At 66.6% G+C, this 20,858-nt stretch carries 19 protein-coding genes; 6 read left to right on the forward strand and 13 right to left on the reverse strand.

Going from position 1 to position 20,858, the window contains the following annotated elements; all coding sequences use genetic code 11:
- Positions 1 to 145: 145 nt before the first annotated feature.
- The 6 genes from AC5RWA_RS08535 to AC5RWA_RS08560 all read right to left on the reverse strand — a co-directional run bounded on the left by AC5RWA_RS08535 (position 146) and on the right by AC5RWA_RS08560 (position 7,384).
- Positions 146 to 1,882: an amidase gene (locus tag AC5RWA_RS08535; protein WP_494057249.1), complete on the reverse strand. Its 1,737-nt coding sequence runs from the start codon at positions 1,880 to 1,882 to the stop codon at positions 146 to 148.
- A complete protein-coding gene (locus AC5RWA_RS08540) occupies positions 1,879 to 2,973 on the reverse strand; it encodes an agmatine deiminase family protein (RefSeq protein ID WP_494057250.1) in 1,095 nt (364 codons plus the stop codon). Before AC5RWA_RS08540 ends, AC5RWA_RS08535 begins: the two co-directional genes overlap by 4 nt.
- 41 nt (positions 2,974 to 3,014) lie before the next feature.
- Positions 3,015 to 4,667, reverse strand: a complete 1,653-nt coding sequence (locus tag AC5RWA_RS08545; protein ID WP_494057251.1) for an amidohydrolase — start codon at positions 4,665 to 4,667, stop codon at positions 3,015 to 3,017.
- Positions 4,668 to 4,699: 32 nt separating this feature from the next.
- Positions 4,700 to 5,923, reverse strand: coding sequence for an MFS transporter (locus AC5RWA_RS08550; protein WP_275730384.1), 1,224 nt, complete (start codon positions 5,921 to 5,923; stop codon positions 4,700 to 4,702).
- Positions 5,924 to 6,028: 105 nt separating this feature from the next.
- Complete coding sequence (locus tag AC5RWA_RS08555; protein WP_494057252.1) at positions 6,029 to 6,643, reverse strand: TetR/AcrR family transcriptional regulator; 615 nt, start codon at positions 6,641 to 6,643, stop codon at positions 6,029 to 6,031.
- A 30-nt stretch (positions 6,644 to 6,673) separates the two neighbouring features.
- Positions 6,674 to 7,384 carry an alpha/beta fold hydrolase gene (locus AC5RWA_RS08560; RefSeq protein ID WP_494057253.1) on the reverse strand — a complete coding sequence of 237 codons (711 nt, stop codon included), beginning with the start codon at positions 7,382 to 7,384 and terminating at the stop codon, positions 6,674 to 6,676.
- A 150-nt stretch (positions 7,385 to 7,534) separates the two neighbouring features.
- Between AC5RWA_RS08560 and AC5RWA_RS08565 the strand changes: the two genes are divergently transcribed.
- From AC5RWA_RS08565 to AC5RWA_RS08575, 3 genes are all read left to right on the forward strand, one after another.
- Entirely contained in the window at positions 7,535 to 9,109 is a 1,575-nt protein-coding gene (locus tag AC5RWA_RS08565) for a sodium-dependent transporter (RefSeq protein WP_079599047.1), read from the forward strand.
- Positions 9,106 to 9,243, forward strand: coding sequence for a methionine/alanine import family NSS transporter small subunit (locus AC5RWA_RS08570; RefSeq protein ID WP_079599046.1), 138 nt, complete (start codon positions 9,106 to 9,108; stop codon positions 9,241 to 9,243). The genes AC5RWA_RS08565 and AC5RWA_RS08570 overlap by 4 nt, the downstream gene beginning before the upstream one ends.
- Positions 9,244 to 9,335: 92 nt before the next feature.
- Positions 9,336 to 9,536 carry a nuclear transport factor 2-like protein gene (locus AC5RWA_RS08575; protein WP_494057254.1) on the forward strand — a complete coding sequence of 67 codons (201 nt, stop codon included), beginning with the start codon at positions 9,336 to 9,338 and terminating at the stop codon, positions 9,534 to 9,536.
- Between the two features lie 51 nt (positions 9,537 to 9,587).
- Here AC5RWA_RS08575 and rsgA read toward each other — a convergent pair whose 3' ends face one another.
- On the reverse strand, positions 9,588 to 10,748 hold the full coding sequence (rsgA, locus tag AC5RWA_RS08580) for a ribosome small subunit-dependent GTPase A (protein ID WP_494057255.1): 1,161 nt from the start codon (positions 10,746 to 10,748) through the stop codon (positions 9,588 to 9,590).
- Positions 10,749 to 11,040: 292 nt separating this feature from the next.
- Positions 11,041 to 11,277 (reverse strand): zinc-ribbon domain-containing protein, encoded by a 237-nt coding sequence (locus tag AC5RWA_RS08585; RefSeq protein WP_079599044.1) that lies wholly within the window; start codon positions 11,275 to 11,277, stop codon positions 11,041 to 11,043.
- A 166-nt stretch (positions 11,278 to 11,443) separates the two neighbouring features.
- Here AC5RWA_RS08585 and AC5RWA_RS08590 point away from each other — a divergent pair, with 166 nt between their 5' ends.
- A complete protein-coding gene (locus tag AC5RWA_RS08590; protein ID WP_494057256.1) occupies positions 11,444 to 12,595 on the forward strand; it encodes a GGDEF domain-containing protein in 1,152 nt (383 codons plus the stop codon).
- Between the two features lie 172 nt (positions 12,596 to 12,767).
- Positions 12,768 to 14,360: a polyprenol phosphomannose-dependent alpha 1,6 mannosyltransferase MptB gene (gene mptB, locus AC5RWA_RS08595; RefSeq protein ID WP_494057257.1), complete on the forward strand. Its 1,593-nt coding sequence runs from the start codon at positions 12,768 to 12,770 to the stop codon at positions 14,358 to 14,360.
- On the opposite strand, the gene AC5RWA_RS08600 is transcribed toward mptB, so the two are convergent.
- Together AC5RWA_RS08600 and AC5RWA_RS08605 are read right to left on the reverse strand one after the other, a co-directional pair.
- On the reverse strand, positions 14,361 to 15,584 hold the full coding sequence (locus AC5RWA_RS08600) for a glycosyltransferase 87 family protein (RefSeq protein ID WP_494057258.1): 1,224 nt from the start codon (positions 15,582 to 15,584) through the stop codon (positions 14,361 to 14,363).
- 61 nt (positions 15,585 to 15,645) lie between these two features.
- Entirely contained in the window at positions 15,646 to 17,013 is a 1,368-nt protein-coding gene (locus AC5RWA_RS08605) for a glycosyltransferase family 87 protein (protein WP_494057259.1), read from the reverse strand.
- 273 nt (positions 17,014 to 17,286) lie between these two features.
- Here AC5RWA_RS08605 and AC5RWA_RS08610 point away from each other — a divergent pair, with 273 nt between their 5' ends.
- Positions 17,287 to 17,496: a hypothetical protein gene (locus AC5RWA_RS08610; protein WP_079599040.1), complete on the forward strand. Its 210-nt coding sequence runs from the start codon at positions 17,287 to 17,289 to the stop codon at positions 17,494 to 17,496.
- Between the two features lie 31 nt (positions 17,497 to 17,527).
- On the opposite strand, the gene AC5RWA_RS08615 is transcribed toward AC5RWA_RS08610, so the two are convergent.
- The 3 genes from AC5RWA_RS08615 to AC5RWA_RS08625 all read right to left on the reverse strand — a co-directional run bounded on the left by AC5RWA_RS08615 (position 17,528) and on the right by AC5RWA_RS08625 (position 20,843).
- Positions 17,528 to 17,776: a DUF3072 domain-containing protein gene (locus tag AC5RWA_RS08615; protein ID WP_494057260.1), complete on the reverse strand. Its 249-nt coding sequence runs from the start codon at positions 17,774 to 17,776 to the stop codon at positions 17,528 to 17,530.
- Positions 17,777 to 17,866: 90 nt separating this feature from the next.
- Positions 17,867 to 18,448, reverse strand: a complete 582-nt coding sequence (locus AC5RWA_RS08620) for an MOSC domain-containing protein (RefSeq protein WP_494057261.1) — start codon at positions 18,446 to 18,448, stop codon at positions 17,867 to 17,869.
- A complete protein-coding gene (locus AC5RWA_RS08625) occupies positions 18,441 to 20,843 on the reverse strand; it encodes an ATP-binding cassette domain-containing protein (RefSeq protein ID WP_494057262.1) in 2,403 nt (800 codons plus the stop codon). Before AC5RWA_RS08625 ends, AC5RWA_RS08620 begins: the two co-directional genes overlap by 8 nt.
- Positions 20,844 to 20,858: the final 15 nt, after the last annotated feature.

The raw sequence follows: 20,858 nt of genomic DNA on the forward strand, positions 1-20,858 counted from the left end.
GGAGGGGAACCCGTGGTCGGGTTCCCCTCCTGGGCACGCGGAATCACCGCTCCGGTGGGGAGCGACGGGAACTGCGGAAGGCTGTGGGTCACAGGCAGGATATGAACGTCACTGCCACCAGCGTAGCCTCTTGCGCAGCCGGCCGTCAGGCCTCTTCAGTCTCTTCCGGGGACGTGGTGCGGGGCGGCGGGACACGGCGCGTGCCGGTGGCCTCAAAGGCCGCGGCCAGCTGCAGCAGGTCGGCATCGCTGTAGGCCCTGCCGGCCAGGGTGAGGCCCACGGGCATGGCGATGTCCGCTGCCATTCCCAGGGGAACGGTGACGGTGGGGATGCCCAGGTGACGGGGAACCAGGTTCCCGTTCGCCACCCATACCCCGTTGCGCCACGCGAGGTCGGCGGATGCCTCGTTGCGGTCCGCGTCGGCGGGCGCCACATCGGCAACCGCCGGGAACACCACAGCGTCCAGGCCCAGGCCGTCCATCCACTCTTCGAGGTCCACGCGGCGGGTTTCTTCAAGTCCGTTGAGCCCGTCATTAAGATGCGGGATGTCCGTCAGGGACGGAACCCCCTCCCTCCGGATCCAGGCGGGATAGTCGCTGATGTCGTCGTCGAACCCGTGATAGCGGTCCGGCAGCGATCCGTCCGGCGCGGGGAAGATCGCGGCGCCGTCGACGTCGGCCAGGCTGCTGAGGTGCGGATCCCCGTTGGCGTCGAGGAAGTCGTTCCATGCCCAGGCTGACAGGTCCACGATTTCGCGGCGCAGGTACTCCGGCGGGACCAGGCCGCGGGTGGCGATGGTGGGCGCGCCGGGACGGTCGCCTTCGTAGTTCGAGACCACCGGGAAATCCACCTCGATGACCTCTGCGCCGGCGGCTTCAAGGTCCTGCCTTGCCGCATTCCACAGCCCGATGATGGAGTCGCGCGTCTGGATGCGCTGCCCGGTGGGTCCGCCGATGCCGGGACTGCTTGCCGTGCCGGCATCCGGGTCCGCGTTGATATACATCCGCGGAACACCCACGCGTTTGCCGGCCAGCACGCGGACAGCCGCGGCCCGGTCCGGAACCGCCAGTTCCACGTAGGAGTCAGGTCGGATTTCGGATGCCTTGGGGAGCGGGACCCAGGGCTGGACGCGCCAGAAGTCGCCGCGGGTTTCGGCGTCGTCCGCCACCACCACGTCCAGGACTTCCAGCATGTCGTCCATCGTCCGGGTGTGCGGAACCACCACGTCCATGGTGGGGACCAGCGGCCAGTTGCCGCGGACGGAGATCACGCCCCGTGACGGGGTGTAGGCGCAGAGGGCATTGTTCGACGCCGGCGCACGGCCGGATGACCAGGTTTCCTCCGCGAGGCCGAAGGCTGCGAAGCTGGCCGCGGTGGCTGTTCCGGACCCGTTCGAGGACCCTGAGGCGAAGGCGGCCGTGAGGTAGTCCGCGTTGTAGGGGCTTTCCGCCCGGCCGTATACCCCGCGCTGCATGCCGCCGTTGGCCATGGGCGGCATGTTGGTCAGTCCGATGAGGACAGCGCCGCCGGCCCGCAGCCGTTCGATGGTGAAGGCGTCCTTCTGCGCCACGAGGTCCTTGAAGGCGGGGGACCCGGCGGCGACGGTCAGGCCCTTTACCTGGTAGCTGTCCTTGGCCGTGTACGGGATGCCGTCCAGCGGTCCCAGGATGCCGCCCCTGGCCCGGCGCTCATCCGATGCCCTGGCTTCGGCCAGCGCTTCCGGGTTCATCACCACAAGCGCGTTCAGGCATATGCCTGATGAGTCATACTTCTCGACCCGCTGCAGGTAGAGGCGCACCAGCTCCTCGCTGTTCACCTCACCTGCCTCAAGGGCTGCACGAAGCTGGGCGATGCCTGCTTCCACGATATTGAACGGGCTCACGCCGGAGCTCCCTTCGGTGCGGGCGCGGGCTGCTGCTGGGTGATGCAGTGGATGCCGCCGCCGAAGGCGAAGATGTCGCGGGCGTCCACCAGCTCTACGGTCCGTCCCGGATAGGCGCGTTCCAGGATGCCGGCGGCGATGGCGTCGTTGGGGTCGTCGAAAGCGCACAGCACCACCGCGTTGTTCGCCACGTAGTGGTTGATGTAGGACCAGTCCACGAAGCCTTCCTCGTCCTGCAGGACGGTGGGTGCGGGGACGTCGATGATCCGCAGGGGACGGCCCTTGGCATCCACCTCGCCGGCAAGTACGGAGCGGAGTTCGAGGTAGACCTCATAGTCCGGGTGGGCGGGGTCATCCTGGCGGTGCAGCAGGACGGTGCCCGGGCCGGCGAAGGCGGCCACGATGTCAACGTGCCCGCGTGTTCCGAACTCGTCGTAGTCCCTCGTCAGGCCCCGCGGCAGCCAGATGGCCTTGGTGGTGCCCAGGCCTGCGTGGATTTCTGCTTCAACCGACTCTTTGGTGGCTCCGGGGTTGCGTCCCGGATCCAGCTGGACCGTCTCGGTGAGCAGGACGGTGCCCTCGCCGTCCACATGGAAGCCGCCGCCTTCATTGACCAGTGAACCGGGCCGCACCGGAACCCCGGCCTCCGCCGATACTGCCCGGGCCACCTCCTGGTCATTGCCCCAGGCGGCCCACCCCTGCGCACCCCAGCCGTTGAAGATCCAGTCGACGGCGGCCAGTGAGCCGTCCGGCCGGTGGACGAATGTGGGTCCACTGTCACGCAGCCAGGCGTCGTCCAGCGGGACTTCCACCACGGTGATCCCGTCGCCCAGCCACTCCCGGGCGGCGGTGGCGTCGCGCGGATCGGCCAGGACGGTGACCGGCTCGTAGCGTGCGATGGTGCGGGCTACGTTAGTCCAGGCGGCCCGGGCGCGGTCGAGCGTGGGACTGCCCACTTCGCCGAAGGTTTCATTCGGCGGCGGAAAAGCCATCCAGGTGCCGTCATGGGCTTCCCATTCGGCAGGCATAAAGCCGGTGGCAGCCGGATCGAAAGCCGTTGCGGCCTCAGCGGGGGCGGGGGCTGGTTTCATCTGTCTTCCTACGTTCTTTTCTGGTTGTCTCTGGGTGCGCTTTAGGCGGCTGCGGTGCGGCGGGAAGCTGCGGCGGTGCCGGCGTCGTACGCTGTTGTGCCGCCCACTACGGTGAGCCGGGCGTGGTTGGTGAGCAGTTGTGAGGGATCTGCCTGGAGCGGGTTGGTGTCCAGGACGGTGAAGTCGGCAAGGTAGCCGGCCGCGATCCGGCCCTGCTGCTCCTCCGCCCTGCAGGAGAAGGCGGCGTCGCGCGTGGCATGGCACAACGCGTCAGCAAGCTCCATGGCATAGTCCGGCAGGTTCGCTTCAAGGGTGGAGTCCAGTGCCGAACGCCGGGTGGAGGCGACGTACATGTTGGGCAGCGGCTGGTGCGGAGCGGTGGGTGCATCGGTGCTGAACGCAAGGGTTGCGCCGGCTTCCGTGAACTCCGTCCAGGGAAAAGCCCGCTCGATGCGGTGGTCGCCAAGGACGCTCCGCCAGTTGTCCTGGATGGCCGGGTCCGCGTGGACCGGCTGCATGGAGGCCACCACCCCGAGGGCGGCCAGGCGCTTCACGTTGGCCTCGGTGACCGTTTCCAGGTGCTCAATGCGGTGCCGCCGGTCCCGCGGACCGTTCCGGAGGTACGCCTCCTCGAGGGCGTCCAGCGCGATGTCGGAGGCCTTGTCACCGATGGCGTGCAGGGCTATCTGGAGGCCCGCGGCGTCCGCTGCCGCCACCACGGGGGTCAGGGATGCCCGGTCCCAGATGGGCTCGCAGGTGCTGCCGTCGGCGTACGGTTCCTTCATCGCGGCGGTGCAGCTGTCAATGACGCCGTCCACCATCAGCTTGATGCCGCAGATCTGCAGCCACCCGCCGTCATGCTCGGCAGCGAGCCATGCTGCCTTCGCCACCTGCGCCAGGTTGTCGGCTTCGGATTCGTGGCGCTCCACCAGGAGGTGTCCCTTGACCCTGATGGGCAGGGTGCCGTTCCGGCGTTCCATGGCGCGGCGGAAGGCGGCAAGGTCGTCGTCCTGCACGGCCATGTCCACGGCTCCGGTGACACCGACGGCAAGGTAGTTCGCGAAGGCCTCTTCCAGGTGGGCGTCCCGGTCCTCGTCCGTGAGGTAGCCGGCCAGGGCGGGCCAGACGATCTGCTGGACTGCGGTCTCGTACAGCATGCCGTCGGCCTTCCCGGTGGCCGGGTCGCGGCCGATCCGTCCGCCGATGGGGTCGGGAGTATTGTCATCGATCCCCAGTTCGGCCAGGGCTGCGCTGTTGACCCAGACCGAGTGCAGGTCGTTGGCATCGAGGTAGACGGGGCGGTCCGGCACGGCTTTGTCCAGCAGCTGCCGGGTGGGGCGCTGGCCGTCCAGGGAACTGTAAAGCCATCCTGCGCCCAGGATCCGGGGGGCGTCGCTGGCGGCAGCGGCCTCGCGGAGGCGGCGCTGCAGATCTTTCGGATCCGCGGCCTCGCGGAGGGGGACCTTCTTCAGGGCCTGGCCCATCATCAGCAGGTGCGTGTGGGCATCGATGAAGCCGGGCAGGACAAAGCCGCCGGCAAGGTCCACTTCAACGGCTTTTTCGCCGGCGGCTTTCCGGGCATCGGCTGCAGTGCCGACGTAGAGGAACCGCGCGCCTTCCACCACGAAGGCCTCCGAAAGGGAGCCGTCGGCTGTGAAGACGGTGGCGTTGGTATAGAGCGTGCGTGCAGGCAAGGGAGTGCTTTCTTTCAGGAAGGGGCGGGTCATCAGGCGATGGCTGCTTTGTTGATGTCCGACGGCGGCGCGGCGGCGGCTTCTTCGGTCCGGACGGAGATCCGGGAGATGAGGAGCAGCGGAACCATCAGGACGAGGGTCATCCCGGCCAGGACATAGCCGAGGACGTCGTACCCTGCGGCAGTGGAAACGAAGGTTCCGAAGAACGGCGCGAAGGAGGATCCGATCAGGTAGACGCCGAGCACCGGCGCGGACCAGCGCCCGGAGGCGTCCAGGGCGGCGGCGGTTGCCACGATATAGATGAAGGCCAGGATATAGATGGTGTTCCAGGCGATGATGACCGCGATGTACAGGTTGGGCTCCGTCACGGTTCCGGAAAGCATCTTGAGTGCGGCTCCGGCAAGGAGTGCCACGGCCAGCGGTGCGGTCCGTCCGAGCCTGCGCCCGGCGAGTCCCACCAGCCCGGAGGCGAGCAGTCCGCCCAGGGTGGAGAGGCTCAGGACCAGGCCCATGCCGGTCTCGTCGAGCTGCGCCTGGTCGGCTCCCATGGTGGCCGCGACGGCCCACAGGGAGTCTTCGCTGAGTGCCCAGAGGGCGAAGCAGGCCAGCAGGCCGATGCCCGCCAGGGTGGTGGGCTTTGAATTTTTGGCCGGAGCGGCGACTGCCAGCGGCGCGGCGTCGGAACTGACGGGACGGTCCGGGAGCCAGGCGGTGGTGAAGAGGGCGGCCAGGGCGAGGCCCGCGAGCAGGCCGAAGGCGCTGCCCATACCTGCGCCCAGCGCGGGAATGATGAACAGGACCACCGAAACGATGGCGCGGTTGGCAAAGCCGCTGATGCCGGAAGCGCGGTCAGGGTTGCGGAGGGCGCCGAGCGCGGCGCCGCCTGCCGAAACAGCGCCGCCCGCTCCAAGGCCGCCAATCAGGACGCCCGCGACGACGACGGGTGCGGACGGGATAAACGCGGCAGCGCCGAAGCCTGCCGCCGTCAGGACGAGTCCGGCCCGGGCCACGGTGTACCGCCCGTTCGCGGCAGCCCACTTGGAGGTGAGCAGGCAGGCGACGGCGCAGGCGAGCAGCGAGCCGGTCATCAGCGTGCCCGCCTCTGTATCGGAAAAGCCGAGTTCTCCGGTCAGGGCGACGATCATGACGGGCACCAGGTTGGCGGTCATGAAGCCAACAACACTGATGCCGAATACGGAAACCGCCCTGGTGGCGGTGAGGGGAACGCGCCCTGTGTGGTTATCGTCCGGGGACATGGGCTTCTCCTTGCTGGGATGGAGTGAAGGCCGTCACAAAATGAATGGCCTTCATTTATTATGAAGATGCCTGGCCGCCAGCACAAGGGTTTTTGTGAAAGCCTTTCAGAAACTTGCTTTTGTGACCGCCCTAATCCCGGCCAGCAGTGTCTCGAGTCCGAAGGAAAACGCGGTGTCCGAACGTTCCGCCGGGGACCCGAGGTCGGCAATGGCCCCGGACAGTGCCGGGAACTGCCCCGGCGGGGGAGACCAGACGACGTCCGGGGCAGTGAGTTCCAGCGCCGAACCAAGGACCAGGTAGTCCAGCGCGGTGATGGCGGGGACGATCGCAGGGGTTGCCAGGCCGGCCTTGCCCAGGACGATGGCCATGTCCTCGTAGATGCGCATTACACCGAGGTCCTGCACGGTCTGCGTCACGAGCAGCGGCACCAGCCGGGGGTGGTCCACCAGGCAGTCACGGTATTTGTGGGCAAGGATCCGGAGCGCTTCATCCCAGGGCAGGTACTGGGCATCGAGGGGGTTCCGCTCGGAAAAGACACGCCCCCGCATCAGTTCAATGATGTGTTCGCGGTTGTCGATGTAGTTGTACAGGGACGCCTGGCTGACCCCGAGTTCCCTTGCCACTTTGGGAAAGCTGAAGTCGCCGGTGGCGTCCACCAGGGAGAGGGCGGCGCCAACGATGGCGTCGACGGAAAGGAGCGGGGATCGGGGGCGCGGCATATGGACTCCTCGGCAGGTGGTCCGTTCAATCTAGCTGGCCGTTGTCCGCTCCACCGCCGCCAGGATGGCCCGGGCCAGTTCCGAAGGCTTGGTGAATTGGGGCCAGTGGCCGGTTGGCAGGTCCACGTATTCCACATCGCGGACGCGGGCCAGTTCGGCAACAAACGGGTGGCCGGCCGCGATCCATTCCTGAAGCATGGCGGAGGGGAACTCGCACGCGATGATGGTGGCCGGCACCTCGTAGCGGCGTTCGTCGTGGAGGTGCTGCTGGTCGTAGGCAACGCCTTTGGGCTGCGGAATGGCACGCGCCCGGAATGCGTCGCGGAGCCGGTCATCGAGGTCCACCAGGTCGGCGTCCTCGAACCCTTCCCACGACGGCAGCGGGACGTCGTCCCCGTCGGCCGGCAGTTCATCATTGATGACCCCGCCCTCGCCAAGGGGGCCGCTGTCCACGTAGATGGCCCGTTCCACCTTGTTTGGCCGGGCGTCCACCACGGCGTGGATGATGGCGCCGCCGCCCGAGTGTCCCACCAGGACCACCTTTCCCTCGATGGCGTCCACCGCAGCCGTGACGGCAACAACGTGCTGGTGAAGGCCGATCCCGGCACGGTCGGCGTCCACGCTTTCAAGCCCCGGCAGAGTCAGGGGATGCGTGCGGTGTCCTGCGGCCTCGAGCGCCGGCGTCACCTCCTCCCAGGAGGAAGCGTCCAACCAGAAGCCGGGAACCAGGATGATGTCCATGACGGAACCCTACTCCGGCCGGCCCAAGGCCGCCCACGGTCCATCGAATCCGGACTGCGGCAAAGCAGGGGTTCCGCGAGGTGGCGGGCAGCAGTAAAGTCCGGAAGTAGTCCGTGAACTCACCTCCAACGCCAGCTGAGAGAGCACCGCATGAGCACTTCCTCCCCGGCCAGCCCGGACACACCGGTCAAACGCGAAACCTTCTCCTCCCGCCGGCTCTTCATCCTGTCCGCTATCGGTTCCGCCGTGGGCCTCGGCAACATCTGGCGCTTCCCGTACATTGCCTACGACAACGGCGGCGGCGCGTTCCTGATCCCCTACCTGGTGGCGCTGTTGTCTGCCGGCATTCCGCTGCTCTTCCTGGACTACGCCGTTGGGCACAAATTCCGCGGTTCCGCCCCGCTGGCCTACCGGCGGCTACACCGTGCGGCGGAGCCGCTGGGCTGGTGGCAGGTGCTGGTCTGTTTCGTGATCGCGGCGTACTACGCGGTGATCATCGCGTGGGCACTGATGTACACCATCTTTTCTTTCACGGAGGCTTGGGGTGATGACGCCGAAGGCTTCTTCTTCGGCAACTTCCTGGCAGTCGCCGAGGCGCCGGGCCTCGGATTCGAGTTCGTCCCGTCAGTGTTCTTTCCGCTGCTGCTGATCTGGGCGGCGGTCATCCTCATCATGGTTGCCGGGATCCGCAAGGGCATTTCCCGTGCAAACGCCGTCCTGCTGCCGCTGCTGGTGGTGATGTTCGTCCTCCTGGTGATCCAGGCGCTGTTTCTTCCAGGGGCAGCCGAAGGCCTCAACGCTTTCTTCACTCCCGACTGGTCCGCGCTCGCCGACCCGGGAGTGTGGGCAGCAGCCTACGGGCACATCTTCTTCTCGCTCTCAGTGGGCTACGGGATCATGGTCACCTATTCGTCCTACCTGAAGCGCAGGACGGACCTCACCGGCTCAGGAATGGTGGTTGCGTTCTCCAATTCCGGATTCGAGATCCTGGCAGGCATCGGTGTCTTTGCCGCCCTTGGTTTTATGGCCCAGGCGGCGGGGACCGGAGTGAACGACGTGGTCACCCAGGGAATCGGCCTGGCCTTCGTCGCCTTCCCCACTATCGTGTCGCAGGCGCCCTTTGGAGCGGTCATGGGCGTGCTGTTCTTCGGATCACTGGTCTTCGCGGGAATCACGTCCCTGATTTCCGTGCTCGAAGTCATCGTGGCCGCCGTGCAGGACAAGCTCGGCTGGGGCCGGGTCAAGGCCTCCCTGGTGGTCAGCATCCTGGTGGCCGCCGTTTCGCTGGCATTCTTTCCGACCTCGACCGGCCTGTACCTGCTGGACACCTCCGACGCGTTCGTCAACAGCTTCGGGATCACCCTCGGCGCCTTGGTCACAGTAGTGGTGCTTGCCTGGTTCCTGCGCAAGCTCCCGCTGCTGTCCGCCCACCTGAACCGGATCTCCACTGTCAAGATGCGCGGGACGTGGATGGTGCTGGTGGCAGCTGTTGTGCCCCTGGCGTTGATCTACATGGTGGCTAACGAGTTCATCAGCAAGATCTCCACCACCTACGAGGGGTATCCGGAGTGGTTTGTGGGCGTGTTTGGCTGGGGTATGTCCGGGGCGCTTGTGCTGGTGGCGCTGGTGCTGACCTTCATCCCCTGGAGCCGCAGGTCCAAGGCGCATGACGATCCCGAGTATGACGCCCTGGTGGAGGAAGACGCAAAGGAGGCAGCGCTGTGACACCCATCGCCATCACCATGATGATCATTGCGATCGTGACCGTCTGGGGCGGGCTCGCACTGGCGCTGCTCAACCTGAAGCGGCACCCGGAGGATGAGGGTGCCCTGCCGGAAGAGCCGGCGCGGGAGCTCTAGACCACCCTGGCGGACATGGCCCGTGGTGCAGGGCAGGGGAAGTTGTTCGGGGCGCGGAGAACCGCAGGGGAATCTATAACGCCTTCCCGCAGTTGCCCACCATCACGCCGCGGCGGATGCTCAGTGGTGGAAACCTGGTGATCGCCGAAGCGCTGCTGGATTACGGCGGACCGCAGTACGAGACGGTGTTCATCTTTGAATTTCGCGACGGCCGCATTGCCAGGGAAACGGCGTACTGGAGTGAGGCCTTCGAGGCGCCTGAATGGCGGTCCCAGTGGGTTGAAAAGGCGTAGCAGGGACCGCAGTCTGCGGCGCCCTGCAGTCCGCAGGGCGCCGCGGAGCGGTCAGCGCCGTTTCCGGTCCTTGCCGCCGGAGCGTTCCTGCCGTTCGGCCATGCCGCGCTCGGCCCAGCGCTGCGACTTCCCGGCCGCCACCACCTTCTGGTGCCACTCCCGCTGGTAGGCGCGCTGGGCTGCCACATCGCTCCGCCGGGCGAGGGCTGCCAGCTCGCGTTGCAGCTTCAGGTAGCTGTGCCAGCGCCGATCGGTAAGCCTCCCGTCCGCGATGGCGTCCTGGACTGCGCAGCCCGGTTCGCCCTGGTGGGAGCAGTCCGCGAACCGGCAGTTCCCGGCCAGGTCCTCCACATCCGCGAACATCTCGCCCAGGCCGTCCTCGGCGTCGAACAGCCCGAAGCCCCGCACCCCCGGGGTGTCCATGAGGACCGTGCCGTTGGGCAGCGGCACCAGTTCCCGGGACGTGGTGGTGTGCTTGCCCTTGAAGTCACCGGAGCGCACCGCCCCCGTGTGCTGGACCTCGTGCCCCACCATTGCGTTGATGAGTGTCGACTTGCCCGCCCCCGAAGGGCCCAGGAGCACGATGGTCCCGCCGGGCGGGATGTGGCCCAGCAGTTCGTCGATGCCGTCGCCGCTTTCTGCCGAGGTGGTGACCACCTCCACGCCGGCGGCCTGCAGGATGACTTTCCCGACGACGTCGTCCGCCACCTCGGCGAGGTCCGCCTTGGTGATGATCACCAGGGGAGTGGCGCCGGAGTCCCACGCGGCAACGAGGGTCCGCTCCAGCCGGTTGTGCGTGAGGGGCCGGTCCACCGCCACCACCACGCCCACCATGTCCATGTTGGCGGCCAATATTTGCGCGGCTGAGGAGTCCTCAAATGCCCGCTTGCGGCTGAGCTCGGACCGGCGGGGCAGGACGCCCAGGATCTGGCGTTCCCCGGCGCGGTTGGGTCCGATCCACACCCAGTCGCCGGTCACGGCAGCCTCGCCGGTCAGCGGGTAGGGCAGGTGCAGGAGTTCGCCGTCCACGGCCACCAGCAGCAGGTTCCGGTCTACCCGGACCACGCGCCCCCTGCCGCTCGCTTCCGGCATGGGGTGGGCATCAAAATGGTGGGCCACCGCGGCTGTGTACCCGTAGCCGGACGGTCCGTCAGTGCGTAAAGGATTGTTGGTTGTGGTGCTGTCCAGGGCGTTGCCTGAAGAAGTATTCACTGTGGTTACCTCGGGAAGGTCCCCGATGCACCCGGAAGCCCTGGCGGAACCAGGCTGAGGAACGCCGCCCGGAAATTGTCAGGCGGGGCCGGTGCAGTCGAGGGAAATGGTCTGGTTGATGGGTGCAGGGCGCTCGCGGCGCGCGGCAATCGCAGTCATCAAAACCACCTCCATTCCCTCGGGGTCCCGTACTCTGCCAAGCCACGGCAGGGGGACGGGACCCACTCTAGCTGCGGCCTCCGCCGGGGGCCAGACCCCCGGGAAGAAAAGCCGGATCCAGTGCGCGCGGTTGTCAGCCCTGCAGCTCCAGTGCCCTCTTCTGGCGGGCGGAAATGGATGAGACGTACCCGCAGTTGCTGCAGGTGATGAGGTACTTACGGGACGTGGTGAGCACCGGAATGAAGAACAGGGTGAACTTGGTGGCCCGCTCTTCAAGGTGGTGGTGGACGAACGAGCGGCAGTACTGGCAGCTCGCTGCCTTGCCCTGAAGTGCTTTCTGTACCGTCTTGAAGCCAAAGAGAAGGAACATGGCCGGCCTTTCGGGTAGTCCGTATGCTGATGGTACGCATGCTTATGAACCACCCTAGGTGGTCCGTCGCGTATTTCTCATGGTGCGGGTTCTGCTGCTGCCTGGGGGAGTGCGGTGCGATACTGGGGGCAGGCAGCATTTCGGGCGTTTGGGGGACTTCGGAAAAATGGCTCTGGACACGGCGACCCTCCGGATCGCATTCGGCCTGATGGCGCTGGTGCTGGTTGTCCTTTTCTACTTTTCCGCTTACCGGGTCACGCGGTCGCCGTACAGCGGCTGGTGGTGCCTGGCGCTGGTGTTTTTCCTGGCCGGTTCAGGATTTTTCCTGCTCGACGGCACTCCCCACCAGATCTGGGCCAACCCGGTAGGGAACGTGATGCTGGTGCACGGCGGTGTGGCGGTCTGGGCAGGCGCCCGCTCCCTGCGTACGGTGCCGCCGCCGAAGTGGGCGTTTACGGGCATCCCCCTGGTTACGTTGATTGCCTCGGTCCTGGACGACCCGGCCACCAACACGTGGTCCGGCGGCCCGGTGTTCCTGGCCGCCATGACCCTTTCCATCGGCCTGGCGTCGCGGGAGCTGTGGCGTCTTGAACCCGGCTATTCACGCGTCAGGGTTCCCATGGCGGTGGCGGCTGGCGGGTTGGCTGTCTTTTACTTCTTCCGCTGGCTGGTTTTCCTGGCGGAAGGCCAGCACGGGCCCACCTTCGTCACGGTCTTCGGTTCGGCGGTGACCACCCTGGTGACCATGGTCCTGCTGGTGGTGGTTTCCTTCAGCATGGCCGCCCTGAGCAGCGAACAGCAGACCCGTGCCCTCCGGGTGGTGGCGTCCCGTGACGACCTGACCGGGCTGCTTAACCGGAAAGCCTTCCTGGACCTCGCTGCCGAGCAGTTGACGGACCATGACATCACCAAGGGCTCCGGTGCGCTGATCCTGGCCGACCTTGACCACTTCAAAATGGTCAACGATACCTACGGGCATGCCGCCGGGGACTTTGCCCTGCAGTCCTTCGCGGACGCCTGCACCGCCACCGTCCGGTCCACCGACCTGGTGGGGCGGTACGGCGGGGAAGAGTTCGTCCTCCTTGTTCCGGGGGCCAGCGCGGAACGGGCGGAATTGATCGCCGAGGAAATCAGCCGGCGCCTGGCGTCGGCCCCCACGGTGAACGGAATGGAGATGCCCACCGCCAGTTACGGGATCTCCCTCTACGATTCCCGGACCCCCGACGTGGAGGAGCTCATCGCCTCGGCCGACGCCGCCCTGTACAGGGCCAAGTCACTGGGCAGGAACCGGACTGCCCGCAGCGACCGGATGACGTAACCGGCCACCACCCTCCCGCAGCCTGCCGGACCCCGTTGTCAAACTGTGGCCTGCAAGGGGGGACATGGACCGGGGCGGCACGGAAGGCGGCTGATAAAATGGCCGGGTTGCAGGGCGGCCTTCATGCTGGTCCAACCAGCGCCGTATTCGAAGTAGGGGACCAGACGACATCATGACGGCAGGCGGGTCACACCTCGGGACTTCGGAGAGCAGGCCTGGCGCGCCCGTCAAGGCCTCCGGCCCGGCAAAAGGCCACGCCTACCTCGCCACCATTGAAGGTTTTGTTGGCTCCCTCATGATGTTTGTCGGTTCGATCGGGACCGGCTGGATAGCCAACGGTTCACCCATGATCCGCCAGCCGCTGGTCATCGCGCTCCGCACCGAAGGCTGGGGCGTCACCGTCTCCACCATCCTGCTGACCGTTGGCGCCATGGTGCTGATGCGGTCCTGGCTGCGGCTGGGGCAACGGCTTGCGGACTGGGGAAAAAATTCGCTGCGTTCCGTGGTGATCGCCATCTCTGCCTGGTCCCTGCCACTGCTCTTCTGCGTGCCGGTGTTCTCCCGGGACGTGTACGCGTACACGGGGCAGGGCCGGCTGGTGATGGAGGGCCAGAATCCCTACGAGGTGGGCATCTCCACGCTCAACAACTGGTTTGCCCTCGGTGCCGATCCGGCCTGGGCGGAAAACCGGACGCCGTACGGCCCGTACTTCCTGTGGCTGGCACGCGGCGTGGTGGGGCTGACCGGAGCCCAGCCGGACGTGTCCGTCCTGCTCTTCCGCCTGCTGGCCGGCGTCGGCGTGCTGCTGTGCGTTATCTACGTGCCCAAGCTTGCGGGGCTGCACGGCATCAATGGCGCGCGGGCGCTGTGGATCGCCGTTGCGAATCCGTTGTTCCTGATCAGCTTCATCGCCAGCGCCCACAACGACGCCCTGATGGTGGGCCTCGCCGTGGCCGGCGCCTATTTCGCCGCCACGCGCCGCTACCTGCTGGGCATCCTCCTGGTCACCGCATCCATCGGCATCAAGCCGATCACCGTGCTGCTGCTGCCGTTCATCGGAGTGATGTGGGCAGGTGCCTCCGCGTCCTGGCCGCGCAAGTTCCTGATGTGGGGCGCGACGGCGGGGATCAGCTTCGGCGTGCTGCTCCTGAGCGGTATCCCCTACAACCTGGGGATCGGCTGGACCTGGGCCATCATGGACCCCACCCCCGGCTACACAGGCTATTCGCCCTCAGGCTTCCTCGGCCAGCAGGTGGAAATGCTCGCCAACGCGCTGGGCCTGCCGGGCGGAACACTCGCCACCTGGCTGCGGACCGGCATGAAGTGGGCTGCCATCGCGCTGGTGCTGCTGCTGATGTTCCGCGGCGACTATTCGCGGGCGGTGCGCCGGATGGCGCTGGCGTTCACCGCCGTCGTGATGCTCTCGCCCATCATCCAGCCGTGGTACATCCTGTGGTTCCTGCCGTTCCTGGCCGTTACCGGGATCCGGGACGACTGGCAGATCCGCTCCCTGTATGTGGGCGTCACGTTCTTTGTGGTGTTCGGCGCGCAGGACCAGCTCTCCGTGTGGTCCTTCGTGGAGCTGCCCATTGATGCGTCGTCCCTGGCGTTCGTGACGGCCCTTGCCTTCACGTTCTACCTTCTATTCCTCGATGTGCATACACGCAAGCTGCTGATCGAGGGCAGGCCGCTGGACCTGGCGAAGCGCGGCTGGCGCTGGGTCCTGGAGCGGCGGCAGGGCCTGCAGAACGCGGGCAACCGCTAGCTACGCGCCCGCGGCCACCGGCGACGGCGTCTTCCGGCCGAGCTCGGCCGTCCGCTTCACGGACCACCAGAGCAGGACCACCAGGAGCACGTTGCGGGTGGTGAGGATGGCCGCCATCACGGGGTGCGCATGGATGAGCGGCGTGTAGAACAGGGGATAGATCACGAAGGTGGTCATGGCGATGCCCATCAGCAGGGCTGCCGGCACCTTCCAGCGCTCCCAGTCGTGCGTGAGGCCAGCGATGATCACCGGCGCAAGCCAGATGATGAACTGCGGCGAGCCCACCTTGTTGAAGACGATGAACGCGGTGACCATCATGAGGGAACCCTCAAGGAACAGTTCCTCACGTTCGGCGCCGCGCTTCATTGCGCGGACCAGCAGGATGGCGGCCCCCACGGCGGCGAGGATGAGCAGCGGCTGCATCAGGAACGCCGCCGTGCCGGCTCCCGGGCCGTAGACCTCGGTGGAGTTGATGGCTGTGTTGTCCGCCATTTTGGAGCCGGCGATGTTGAAGACGCTCAGCCAGACCCAGGGCGTGGAGAAGGTGGCCTCCAGTTGCATGCCGCGCTCGCCCTGGTTGGTGAGGAAGTCCATGATGTGCGGCAGGCCGCCGGAAAGCCAGGTGCCCAGGGCTACGACGGCGGTGACGGCGACGCCGGACAGGACAACCTGGATGCGCTTGTGGCTGGCGATCACGATGGGTGCGAGCACCGCTGCCGGCCAGACCTTGATCCAGGTGGCGATGCTGAGCAGGATGCCCGCCACCACCGGCCGCTCGGCGGCGTAGAGCAGCGCGATCAGGACAATGGGGGCGGTGATGCCTTCCACCCGGGCGAAGCTGAGGTAGCCCATAAAGACGGTGAAAAAGAGCCACCACCAGGCGGGGGCTATTCCGCTGGCCTTCCGCCGTCCGCGGGTGAGGTAGGAAAGTCCGACGGCGTTGAGGGCTGCGATGAGCAGGAACCAGACCAGGAGGTAGAGGCTTGGCCCTGCGATGTTCGCGAGGAAGATGGGGATCTGTGCCAGGACGGGATAGACCCAGGGGCTGATTTTGCCGTTGAGGTCTGCGGGGTTGTAGCCGTCCATGGCCCACTGGCGGTACTGCTCGGTGTCGCTGAAGGTATCGCCGTGCAGGAAGAAGGACGCCATCCAGCCCAGGAAGTAGAGATGGACGACGGCGAAGCCCCACCACACGCTGGAAGGGCGGGCGAACCAGTCCACCACCTTTGCGGGAAGGACCCTGCTGCGGATGCTGACCAGGCGGTCAAAGAACCTCGTGGAAATGTCAGGACTCCTTGAGCGCGGGGGTTGCCGCCGGTGTCTTCTTGCCCAGCGAATACAGCCGGCGGACGCTCCAGAGGAACAGGACCACCAGGAGGACGTTCCTGATGGTCAGCACCAGGGCCATCCACGGGTTGTTGTGGCTGAGGGCGTCGTAGAACAGCGGGTAGATGAAGTACGTTGCGACGGCGATGACGATTAGCATGGCGGCCGGGACGCGCCACTCCCGCCAGCTGTGCGCCAGTCCGACCGCGACGGCGGGGGCGAGCCACACCATGAACTGCGGGGAGCCCACCTTGTTGAAGACCACAAATGCCGTGGCAAGCGTGAGGGCGCCGGCCAGGAGGAGTTCGGTGCGGTCCACGCCGCCGCTGGCTTTTCCGTTATGCAGGGCCCAGAACGTCAGGCCGGCCACCAGGAGTGCGGCGAGGACCAGGAGGGGCTGCATGAGGACGGACATCACCGCGGTACCGGGGCCGTCCACCTGCATGGAGTTGATGTCCGTGTTCATGTACATCCGCGAATCACCGATGTTCAGGACGGACAGCCAAAGCCACGGGGTGGTGAAGGTGGCTTCGAGCTGCATGCCGCGGTCACCCTGCTGGGTGAGGAAGTTCAGCAGCTTGGGGACACTGCCAACCGCGGCGGCAAGCGCAACAACGCCCGCCGTCGTCGCGACTCCTGCCAGCACCACCTGGAGCCTGTTCTTCAGCACGGCGAACAGGGCCAGCATCACGGCGGCCGGCCAGACCTTCACCCAGGTGCCGATGGCCAGCAGGACGGACGCGATGAAGGGGCGTTGCACGCCGTAGGCGAGGGCCACCAGCACCAGCGGGGCGGTGAGGCCGTCCACGCGGGCGAAGCCCAGCCAGCCCATCATGAAGGTGAAGACAAGCCACCACCAGCCGGCGGGGATGGCCTCTTTGGTGCGGCCGCGTTCGGTGAGTTTGAGGAGGGCCCAGCCGTTGAGGAGGGTGGTCATCAGGACCCAGAGGAAGAAGAATGGTCCGGGCCCGGCGATGCCGGCGATGGCCATGGGGATGAGCGCGAGGATGGGGTAGACCCAGGGGCTGGGGCCGCCGGTGAGGTTGGCGTCGTCGAAGCCGGCCATGGCCCAGTCGCGGTAGATGAAGGTATCGCTGAACGCCTCACCGCGGAGGGAGTGCGAGGCGGCGAAGACCAGGAAAACAAGGTGCACCACGATGAACCCGCCCAGGAGGCCGCGGCCGGTGTTCAGCCGATCGCGCACCGGTGCCGGGAGGATGACGTTGCGGATCCGGGTGAGATTGCCGAAGAAAGCGTCGGTGGAAATGGCGGAATCCTTGTCAGGTCGTTGCACAGACAGGTCGTTGCGCAGTGGTGCACGGGTCATGCCGGGAGGCTTCTCCGGGGCATTGGAGGCGTTTAAAAACAGCTTCCACTCCCCATCAACTCTAAGTGACCACCCCTCGGGGCCCGTAATTGCTGTGCCTGCTGACAGGAGCGCACGCCGCTGACCTGCGCTTCTTTATTACTTGATTTTTCAAGTTGCTGGCGGGGCCATGCTAGGGCATTATGAACTGGGCAGTAAGATGCCCTGCCGCGTCGGTAGCTTGGGGGAGCGGAACGGCGTTTGTCCCACCCCTAAAACACTAAGGCTAGACCCATGACCGCCAATTTTCCTCTGACCTTGACCGTCGCAGACCGCGCAAGCATGGACAGCGAGCTCGACGCCGCTGTCACCGCTGCCAAGGCCCACGCCCTCGCTGAGAAGCGCCACGGCATCCTTGTAACGCGGCACGGCGCGGACAAGTTCACGGTGGCCCTGAGCGAGACGGTCCCCTTCGGCCTGACGCGCGAACACCAGGCCTGGTAGCCACCTTTTCTTTGAGACGGGTCCGGCGCTGCTAGCTGCCGGGCCCGTTTCCGGTTACACGGCCGCTGCGCTGCTGCAGCCTGTCGATGTGCTTGGACGCTTCCGCTTTGCTGAGGTCTGCCGGGAGCTCTTCCCCGGCCTCCCGTGCCAGGGTGTCCAGGTAGCTCCGCTGCGCCGCGGTCATGGGTTCATCTCCCGTCACCCAATCTTCCGGGTCCCGGGTGAGGCCTGCGTCCGGTTCAGGCGTAGAGCTGCCGATGGTTTCCTTGTTTTCGCTCATGCCAGAAAGTCTAGGCTGGGCCACCGACAGTTTGAACTGCACATGCAGCTGTGTCCTGCCCCGGCAGGTTCCGGGTGCTTCGCTACGCCGCTACGGCAGCCGGGTAGGCCGCAGGAGGCTCGGAACGCCGGCCTGAGCGCGGTCCAGCGGAACGGGGCTGACGAGTACGGCAGGTCCCCGGTGCAGCAGGCCACTGGACAGTGCCCGGCAGCGGATGCCGCCCCGGCCCCGCATCGCTGCATGGGCGCCCGGTGCCAGCACCTCATTCATCCACGCGCACGGGTGCGCGGGACGGCCACCGTGGAAATGGACCACCGACCCGTTGGACTCCAGTGCGAAGTCCGCACCCACGAGCGGAGCCAGCTGGACGCCCCGGAGTATGACGTTCCGCCGGGTGGCCAGCGGGTCAAAGGGTCCGGCGCCCAGTTCAGCGGCGATGGCTTCGAGGGATTCGACGGCGAACAGGGTCACCGCCGCGTCCATGTGGGCGGCCTTGCCGAAGAACCGGTCGCCCACAATCCCCTTGCCCGCCACCACCTCAGCCTGGGCGGCGTCAATGGTGGGAACATCCGCGGGCCCGTCCTTCGCCCGGCCGAAGTAGGCGTGCGACGGTGACACCAGCAGGTGCAGGATCTCGACGCCGTACCGGTAGGTTTGCCCTGGCTCAACCACCGACATAGGCTGCCAAATGCTCGCCGGTCAGTGTGGGCCGTGCCGCCACAAGCTCAGCCGGCGTTCCCTCGAAAACGATCCGGCCGCCGTCGTGACCTGCTCCCGGCCCCAGGTCGATCAGCCAGTCGGCATGGGCCATGACCGCCTGGTGGTGTTCGATGACGATCACCGACTTCCCGGACTCCACCAGCCGGTCCAGCAGGCCCAGCAGGTTCTCCACGTCGGCCAGGTGCAGGCCGGTGGTGGGCTCATCCAGGACGTAGACGTCGCCCTTCTCCGCCATCTGGGTGGCGAGCTTGAGCCGCTGGCGCTCGCCGCCTGACAGTGTGGTCAGCGGCTGCCCCAGGCTCAGGTAGCCCAGGCCGACGTCGTCCAGCCGCTTGAGGATGGTCCGCGCCGGAGGGGTCTTGGCCTCGCCCTCGGCGAAGAAACCGGCGGCCTCCGTCACGGACATGTCCAGCACTTCGGCGATGTTGCGTCCGCCGAGCGTGTATTCCAGCACGGCGGCCTGGAAGCGGCGGCCCTCGCAGTCCTCGCACGGGGATTCGACTGTTGCCATCACGCCCAGCTCGGTGAAGATGACGCCGGCGCCGTTGCAGGTGGGGCAGGCGCCCTCGGAGTTGGAGCTGAACAGGGCCGGCTTCACGCCGTTGGCCTTGGCAAACGCCTTGCGGATAGGCTCAAGCAGGCCGGTGTAAGTCGCAGGGTTGCTGCGCCGGGACCCCTTGATGGCGCCCTGGTCGATCACCACCACGCCCTCGCGCTTGGCCACCGAACCGTGGATCAGCGAGCTCTTTCCCGAGCCGGCCACCCCTGTCACCACGCAGAGGACGCCCAGCGGAATGTCGACGTCGACGCCCTGGAGGTTGTGCATGGAGGCCCCGCGCACCTCGAGTGCCCCGGTCGCCTTCCGGACGGTCTCCTTCAGGGAGGCGCGGTCCCCCAGGTGCCGGCCGGTGATGGTGTCGCTGGCCCGGAGGTCCTCCACGCTGCCCTCGAAGCAGACCGTGCCGCCGGCGCTGCCGGCACCCGGCCCGAGGTCGACGACGTGGTCGGCGATGGCGATGGTCTCGGGCTTGTGCTCCACCACCAGGACGGTGTTGCCCTTGTCCCGCAGCTGCAGCAGCAGCTGGTTCATCCGCTCGATGTCGTGCGGGTGGAGCCCGATGGTGGGTTCGTCGAAAACGTAGGTGACATCGGTGAGCGAGGATCCGAGGTGCCGGATCATCTTGGTGCGCTGCGCCTCGCCGCCGGAGAGGGTGCCGGCCGGCCGGTCCAGGCTGAGGTAGCCCAGGCCGATGTCGGAGAACGAGTCGAGCAGGTGCTGGAGTCCTTTAAGCAGGGGAGCCACCGAGGCGTCCTTGAGCCCGCGGACCCATTCGGCGAGGTCGCTGATCTGCATCTGGCACAGCTCAGCGATGTTCTTGCCGTTGATTTTCGAGGACAGTGCTTCCTTGGTCAGCCGCGTCCCCTCGCATTCGGGGCACAGCTGGAACGTGACGGCCCGCTCCACGAAGCGGCGGACGTGCGGCTGCATGGCCTCCACGTCCTTGGACAGCATGGACTTCTGGATCTTGGGGATGATTCCCTCGAAGGTGAGGTTGACGCCCTCCACCTTGATCTTGGTGGGCTCGGCGTAGAGCATCGTGTCCAGCTGCTTCGGGGTGAATTTGGCGATCGGCTTGTCCATCGGCAGGCCCATCCCCTCGAACAGCCGGCCGTACCAGCCGTCCATGGAGTAGCCCGGAACTGTCAGCGCGCCCTCGTTCAGTGACTTGCCGTCGTCGTACAGTGCCGTGCGGTCGATGTCACTGACGTTGCCCATGCCCTCGCACCGCGGGCACATGCCGCCGAGGTAGACCGCCTGGCTGACCACGGCCTTTTCCACGCGGCCGCCCTTGTCCGTGGACATCACGCCGCTGGCTTTGCGGGTGGGCACGTTGAAGGAGTAGGCCGTGGGCGGCCCGACGTAGGGGGTGCCGAGGCGGCTGAAGAGGATGCGCAGCATGGCGTTGGCATCGGTGGCTGTGCCCACGGTGGACCGCGGGTTGGCGCCCATCCGTTCCTGGTCAACGATGATGGCCGTCGTCAGGCCTTCGAGGAAGTCCACCTCGGGCCGGGCGAGGCTCGGCATGAAGCCCTGCACGAAGGCGCTGTAGGTTTCGTTGATCATCCGCTGCGATTCCGCGGCGATGGTGGCGAACACCAGGGAACTCTTCCCGGACCCGGAGACACCCGTGAACACGGTCAGCCGGCGTTTGGGCAGTTCGACGCTGATGTCCTTGAGATTGTTTTCCCGCGCACCCTGCACGCGGATCAGGTCGTGGGTGTCGGCGACATGTGTGCCGTCCGGGGACCTGCTGGTGCTGGTGGCCGTATCCGTGTCCGTGCTCATCGGGTCTCCATCTGT

This window comes from Arthrobacter sp. 210 2, assembly GCF_059093025.1.

Excerpts from the sequence above, each read along its gene's own strand:
- AC5RWA_RS08540 (WP_494057250.1), bottom strand. The coding sequence starts at position 2,973 with ATGAAACCAGCCCCCGCCCCCGCTGAGGCCGCAACGGCTTTCGATCCG.
- AC5RWA_RS08550 (WP_275730384.1), bottom strand. The coding sequence starts at position 5,923 with ATGTCCCCGGACGATAACCACACAGGGCGCGTTCCCCTCACCGCCACC.
- AC5RWA_RS08555 (WP_494057252.1), bottom strand. The coding sequence starts at position 6,643 with ATGCCGCGCCCCCGATCCCCGCTCCTTTCCGTCGACGCCATCGTTGGC.
- AC5RWA_RS08560 (WP_494057253.1), bottom strand. The coding sequence starts at position 7,384 with ATGGACATCATCCTGGTTCCCGGCTTCTGGTTGGACGCTTCCTCCTGG.
- AC5RWA_RS08565 (WP_079599047.1), top strand. The coding sequence starts at position 7,535 with ATGAGCACTTCCTCCCCGGCCAGCCCGGACACACCGGTCAAACGCGAA.
- AC5RWA_RS08585 (WP_079599044.1), bottom strand. The coding sequence starts at position 11,277 with ATGTTCCTTCTCTTTGGCTTCAAGACGGTACAGAAAGCACTTCAGGGC.
- AC5RWA_RS08590 (WP_494057256.1), top strand. The coding sequence starts at position 11,444 with ATGGCTCTGGACACGGCGACCCTCCGGATCGCATTCGGCCTGATGGCG.
- mptB (WP_494057257.1), top strand. The coding sequence starts at position 12,768 with ATGACGGCAGGCGGGTCACACCTCGGGACTTCGGAGAGCAGGCCTGGC.
- AC5RWA_RS08605 (WP_494057259.1), bottom strand. The coding sequence starts at position 17,013 with ATGACCCGTGCACCACTGCGCAACGACCTGTCTGTGCAACGACCTGAC.
- AC5RWA_RS08610 (WP_079599040.1), top strand. The coding sequence starts at position 17,287 with ATGACCGCCAATTTTCCTCTGACCTTGACCGTCGCAGACCGCGCAAGC.
- AC5RWA_RS08615 (WP_494057260.1), bottom strand. The coding sequence starts at position 17,776 with ATGAGCGAAAACAAGGAAACCATCGGCAGCTCTACGCCTGAACCGGAC.
- AC5RWA_RS08625 (WP_494057262.1), bottom strand. The coding sequence starts at position 20,843 with ATGAGCACGGACACGGATACGGCCACCAGCACCAGCAGGTCCCCGGAC.